The following is a 1,165-nucleotide window of genomic DNA, read 5'->3' as shown; positions in this document are numbered from 1 at the left end:
TCTCCAAGTTGGAGAAAGGGTGGCAAACGGGAGTAGCCCCACTCGGCTATCTCAACGACAAAGAAAATAAAACTATCATCAAAGACCCAGAGCGATTTAATCTCGTCCGCAAAATGTGGGATTTAATGCTCACGGGCAATTACACCCCGCCCAAGATTTTGGATATGGTAAATAAAGAGTGGGGTTTTCGGACGAGAAAGTTTAAGAGAATTGGCGGCAATGAATTATCACGAAGTGGGATTTACAAGATTTTTACGAGTTTATTTTACGCAGGGACTATTGAAAATGCGGGGGTGCAATACGCAGGACAGCACGAGCGGATGATTACGCTTGAAGAATATGACCGAGTGCAAATGCTTTTGGGCAGAGAAGGAAAACCGAGACCGAAACACCACGAGTTCGCTTTTACGGGGTCTATGCGGTGCGGCGTATGCGGTTGTCTTTATACCGCCGAGACGAAGAAAAAACTCCTCAAATCAGGAGAAATCCGAGAACACACTTATTATCACTGCACGAGAAAAACGACAAAGATTAAGTGCAATCAAAAGAAAAATATCCCAGTGGATGATTTGGAAGTAGCGATTGAGAAGGAAATAGAAAAATACACCATCCTGCCAGAGTTCTTGCAGTGGGCGTTAGAGGGTTTGAATAAAAAGAATGATACCGAGATTGAGGATAGGACAAAAGTTTATGAAATGCGGCACAAAAACTTGGTTGAGACCCAAAAAGAGCTGGATGAGCTTACCAAGATGAGATACCGCCAGCTTATTGATGACGAAACTTTTATCAAAGAGAAAAACACGCTTACGAGCAAAATCGCCCAAATGAAAGAAAACCTGCGAGAGACCGAGACACGAGCCGAGAAATGGCTTGAGCTTACCGAAAAGACATTTGCTTTTACAACCTACGCACGAGCCGCTTTCTTGCGAGCTAACAAAATGGGAAAAGCAGGGTTAGAACTAAAGAAGGAGATTTTACTGGCACTCGGAAAAACGCCGATAATTACAGACCAAAAACTCGCCATTGAGCCGAATGAATGGTTTGCAGAGATACAAAATGACTATCCTGCATTGGAAAAGAAATACTTAAGGTTAGAACCGACAAAAATGCCGATGAATAAAGCAAAAACAGAAGCTCTCGCCTCTGTTCGTGCACACTGGCTCCG

General features: G+C 43.4%; 1 protein-coding gene. It reads left to right on the top strand.

Features of this window, described 5'->3' with window-relative positions; all coding sequences use genetic code 11:
* The coding region (locus COX77_00765; protein ID PIZ99708.1) for a hypothetical protein at positions 1 to 1,165 on the top strand (1,165 nt) is incomplete at both ends.

This window comes from Candidatus Komeilibacteria bacterium CG_4_10_14_0_2_um_filter_37_10, assembly GCA_002793075.1.
Classification (GTDB): Bacteria; Patescibacteriota; Patescibacteriia; order UBA1558; family UBA1558; genus UM-FILTER-37-10.
The sequence above is the reverse complement of the archived record's forward strand: the minus strand, read 5'-3'. Positions and strand labels throughout refer to the sequence as shown.